General features: G+C 35.9%; 6 protein-coding genes. 3 read left to right on the top strand and 3 right to left on the bottom strand.

Going from position 1 to position 4,279, the window contains the following annotated elements; translation table 11 throughout:
- Positions 1-159 precede the first annotated feature (159 nt).
- The 3 genes from A194_RS0115050 to A194_RS0115040 all read left to right on the top strand — a co-directional run bounded on the left by A194_RS0115050 (position 160) and on the right by A194_RS0115040 (position 1,598).
- A complete protein-coding gene (locus A194_RS0115050) occupies positions 160-645 on the top strand; it encodes a hypothetical protein (protein WP_157783080.1) in 486 nt (161 codons plus the stop codon).
- Positions 646-653: 8 nt separating this feature from the next.
- Positions 654-866, top strand: coding sequence for a GNAT family N-acetyltransferase (locus A194_RS0115045; RefSeq protein ID WP_017187623.1), 213 nt, complete (start codon positions 654-656; stop codon positions 864-866).
- 138 nt (positions 867-1,004) lie between these two features.
- Positions 1,005-1,598 carry a TetR/AcrR family transcriptional regulator gene (locus tag A194_RS0115040; RefSeq protein WP_017187622.1) on the top strand — a complete coding sequence of 198 codons (594 nt, stop codon included), beginning with the start codon at positions 1,005-1,007 and terminating at the stop codon, positions 1,596-1,598.
- 665 nt (positions 1,599-2,263) lie between these two features.
- Here the strand turns inward: A194_RS0115040 and A194_RS0115030 are convergent.
- The 3 genes from A194_RS0115030 to A194_RS0115020 all read right to left on the bottom strand — a co-directional run bounded on the left by A194_RS0115030 (position 2,264) and on the right by A194_RS0115020 (position 3,819).
- Positions 2,264-2,761 carry a recombinase family protein gene (locus A194_RS0115030; protein ID WP_083834324.1) on the bottom strand — a complete coding sequence of 166 codons (498 nt, stop codon included), beginning with the start codon at positions 2,759-2,761 and terminating at the stop codon, positions 2,264-2,266.
- A gap of 312 nt (positions 2,762-3,073) precedes the next feature.
- Positions 3,074-3,457 (bottom strand): winged helix-turn-helix transcriptional regulator, encoded by a 384-nt coding sequence (locus A194_RS0115025; protein WP_017187619.1) that lies wholly within the window; start codon positions 3,455-3,457, stop codon positions 3,074-3,076.
- A gap of 221 nt (positions 3,458-3,678) precedes the next feature.
- Positions 3,679-3,819 carry a hypothetical protein gene (locus A194_RS0115020; protein ID WP_157783078.1) on the bottom strand — a complete coding sequence of 47 codons (141 nt, stop codon included), beginning with the start codon at positions 3,817-3,819 and terminating at the stop codon, positions 3,679-3,681.
- Between the last annotated feature and the right edge of the window lie 460 nt (positions 3,820-4,279).

The following is a 4,279-nucleotide window of genomic DNA, read 5'->3' as shown; positions in this document are numbered from 1 at the left end:
CTCTTTACAAACCGCTGGTCGGTATGTAAAATGAAAGAGGAATGGAAAATCATTAAAAAGTGGAAAGGTACTAATTGTAATATTGTTGACCAAAACAACGGTGAGCTCAAATGCAATAGGATATTTGATGTTTGAATAAAGGAGATGAACCTGTTGGTCTTGAATGATACAGAAATCGAGAATGAAATAGCAGCATTTATTAAAGGGTGGGGGTATTGCAGAAAGTTACCTGATACGGAAATAAAAACAAAAGGACTTGTAAAAAAAGTAAACTTTGGAGCTCATGTCTATGGACGTGAACTGGAATATTTTCATTTTTATAAAGCTAACAAGTTGCCGGAAGACTTCAAGTGCATTAAAAAACCTCATTGGACAACGCTCTTTTCCCACAAAGAAAAAGTTATTAAAGAAATGGAGGATTTGGGTTATGAGTTGCGTGCAAATGAGTATTTGATGAGATTATCCCCAATAAAGAAAGCAGAGTCATATAATAATCATGTTGCGGAGAAAGTAAATACGAAGAAACAAGCAGAGAAGATCAATGAATATCTTGGATTTGAAAAGTTCAATCCAAATCGAATCGACGATCCCAATATTCAATATTATTTTATTAAAACTGATAATAAACCGTTTGTACAGGGGTGATATCTATAATGGATGGTTATTCCTGCTTGGATCGAATCCATACGGATGAAGATTATCGGGGTATGGGATTAGCAGCAAGTCTCTGTTGCGCCATGCTGGATGGCTGTCAAAAGAATGGGGTAACAGGAAATATTTTAGGTTCAAGTGAAATGGGGTTCTACTTATATAAAAAGCTTGGATATGAAGCAGTAATTCCGATGTATGTTTTTGAAAAGAAATAGCAATACTTGAGTGCTGCTATGAATCCTTCAAAAAAGCGTGATCCACTGCTTATACACTTGTTTTGCCCGTTTATAAACCGTAAGTCGGTATGTGAAAATTACTTTAACAAGAAATCTAATAGTAAAGGATGAAATGAATTGGACCGGGAAACGAAACGAAGAAAGACAAGAAAATTATTATTGGATGAAACAAAAGCGTTAGTACAAGAAAAGGGCTGTAATTATATGACCCTAAATGACATTATCAAACGTACAGGACTTTCCAAAGGAGCGATATACCATTACGTAAAAAGCAAGGATGAACTGTTGGCGTTAGTTTTAGAGGAGAGGATGGCAGAAATCAATGATCGTTTTTTTGCTAAAGTAAAACAGGGAAGACGGGAGTTTGATGGACCTTTGCAGGAAATCGTAAAAAAATTGCCATCACTGCAGGATCCCCATGAGGCAACAAATCAAATTTTTCTCTATTTGATATCGAAGAACGATCAGCCAGCTGTAAGTGAGATTATCAATAAATTTTACGATCAGGCTGTGCAATTGTCCAAACAGTGGATTACAGCCGGTCAGGATGCCGGGGTCATCTCGCGGGCGGTTCATACAGATAAGACAGCTGAGTTATTTATGTTGATTTCCTATGGGTTCCGTATGCGCAGTTCCATCTCCGAAAATGCTCATGCATTTAATGCAGACGATTTTTCAATCCTTATGGCAGATTTGCTGCAATCAAAATAATGGAAAGCGTGAAAGGAGGGAATCGGATTGATTACTATTTTCGTATTGTTTGGCAGTTTTGCTGTACTGATGCTTTTGTCACGCACAGGCATATTTTTTCTGCATCGGTCAAAAAGGGAGTTAGCTGCCTTTGCGATGTCTATTTTCCTTATATTTTTCGGTATCAGTCATTTTTTTCTGTATGATAAGATGATCCTTATGATACCTCAATTTATACCTTATCCAGGATTTATTATTTATCTGACTGGCGTCATTGAGATCATACTGGCTATAGGTCTAATCAGTCCAAGAACCCGCAGGCTGTCAGGTATATTAATCGCATTATATTTCATTACAGTTTTCCCGGCCAATGTGTGGAAGCGATGAGTGACAGTGAAATTGAAATACCAGGTTCTTTCAATTCTCCTGTGATGTCCTGGGTTAGATTATTATTTCAGCCAATATTCATCGTATGGGCAATATATTGCAGTAAAATGATCAAAGTTAAACATACAAAGATCCGATATCAAGCTTGAAGAAGAACACCCGGTCTTTTTGGAAAATACCAGTTAATTGAATAAAAAACGATGACAAGAAAATAAATTATTTATTTTGACCAGGATTTTATTTTTTCAAATCTGGGAGAATAAATGGGTTATCCTGACCATGGAACCAAAAATAGTGCGTTAGACTTTAGCCTTTTTAAGTAGTGGAGAATCGCTTGGATTCTCGCTGTTAGGAATATGTGAAATGAATGAGAACGTGATGTCTTTTAGTGACTTGTTCTCAATATCGATACGGTCGATTGAAGCGACTAACAATTGTCTAAATTCATGAACATCTAACTTGTTCTTGAGGTTGAGAAATTCAATTAACTGAACTTTAACAAACTCTTCTTCAACGATGACAAGCACCTTATTAACACTTTTATACCCTAATACGATTCCTCCGTTAAAACGACCTTCACGTGTTCGTTGAGTCATACCCATTTTAACGTTTTCTGCCAGCTCTCCTCGTTGATATTGAGCAACTGATGAAAGAATATTGAATTGTAAATTAGCATGGGCAGGTCCATACACACCTTCTTTAATTGAGTGGAAAGTCACATTTAAATTAGAAATATCTTCAACAAGCTTTAAGGAGTCGGATAAATTTCTGCTTAGACGAGACACTTTGTAAGTGATTACAGCAGTCTATCATGTGATTAAGAGCTTTTCGACAGGAATGAGGGATAGCGCTTTTTCCAAATAGCTAATTACTTTGAAACTAGCTCGTGATCTTTAGGGAGGACAATATCCTAATCTTAAATTAAATTTTAATAAGAGACGTGCCTGATGTAGACATCGGAGTAAAGCAATAACATCATGACGATAAAAGCATCCAGTTGTCTTCCAAAAAGTTGGAGACTCTACTACAGTTACAGTAGCTTGTTAGCTTTAATTTAGTGGGTTCAGCATCTTTCCAATTGACCTCCTGGTTTTGTATTAATAGTCGCACTATTTATCTTTCGGTTCACTCTCAGATATCAGTTGATCAATTCTGGTTCTTCCCCATTCATACATCATCTCTATGATAGGTAGAAGAGTAAACCCGACTTCTGTCAGATAATATTCAACTTGTGGTGGAGAAACAGGATACACTTTCCGATCAATTAATCCATCCTTCATCAGCTCTTTTAGTTGATTGGATAATGTTTTATGAGAAATATCCGTAAATAAACGTTTTAGATCGCTGTATCTGGTAGCGCCGTCAATCCCTAAATGATATAAGATAACAATTTTCCATTTACCGCTAAACATTGACAATGTATACTCTTTAGCGCAATGATAATCGCCATTTTCTAAGCGCTTTCTGATACTTTCTCTAAGAGTTTCTGCCATTTTAATAACTTCCCTTCTTTGTATAACACTTAATAGAATAATCCGTATCTTTCGGACAATAGTTGAAGCTAAAAACCAACAAAGTCAGCAATAGGAAAATGCCCCCCTTCCTTTAATGAATGGGGGTGCATTATTACAGCTTCCTTGTATTGGCAAGGACAAAGGTGTAATCATTTTACTACTAAATTACATGGTAATTCAACTTAAAAATCAATTAGCAGTTATTCAGCCCACTTCGTCAATCCAGCAGGACTCGTACCAGCCATGTAACCACCGTCAATAGTAATGTTTTGGCCAGTGAGGTACAAACAGTCATTCGAAGACAAAGCGTGAATAATAACGACAGTCTCTTCTGTCTCCATGAATCGTCCTAAAGGCCAAGCGTATTTTGCAATCTTAAGCTCGGTCTCAACACCTTCTGCGTAAAACATCGGGAGTTTTGAAGATTTACCTTAATTGTTTCTTTGCTTCGATAAACAAACTATCAAGAGTTAATTGAAATAATCAGCTTTATTACAAAATCCTGATTTACTATCGATGAAATATTTAGACAAATCAAATTGTAATAGAATAACCATTTTGTTGTATTTGTGAAATTTCAATTAATAGCTGGAAAATAAAACATTGAAAACTTGGTTTTCGAGGAATATCATGTCTTATCAAATTACATGAACTTACGAATAATTCATCAGTTATTACCACTTTTCCTTTGGAATCTTAAATTCAAAAAAGATCCTTCCCCAATATCGGAGTCATCCCATTACAAAATCATTTATGAATTTTCTATTAAAAATTAACGGGGAAATCATAAAGATTTCCCCG

The organism is Alkalibacillus haloalkaliphilus C5 (assembly GCF_000269905.1).
GTDB lineage: Bacteria > Bacillota > Bacilli > Bacillales > Alkalibacillaceae > Alkalibacillus > Alkalibacillus haloalkaliphilus_A.
The sequence above is the reverse complement of the archived record's forward strand: the minus strand, read 5'-3'. Positions and strand labels throughout refer to the sequence as shown.

Bases quoted from the DNA above. Each gene is read 5' to 3' on its own strand.
- A194_RS0115045 (WP_017187623.1), top strand. From the start codon at position 654: ATGGATGGTTATTCCTGCTTGGATCGAATCCATACGGATGAAGATTAT.
- A194_RS0115020 (WP_157783078.1), bottom strand. From the start codon at position 3,819: ATGGAGACAGAAGAGACTGTCGTTATTATTCACGCTTTGTCTTCGAAT.
- A194_RS0115025 (WP_017187619.1), bottom strand. From the start codon at position 3,457: ATGGCAGAAACTCTTAGAGAAAGTATCAGAAAGCGCTTAGAAAATGGC.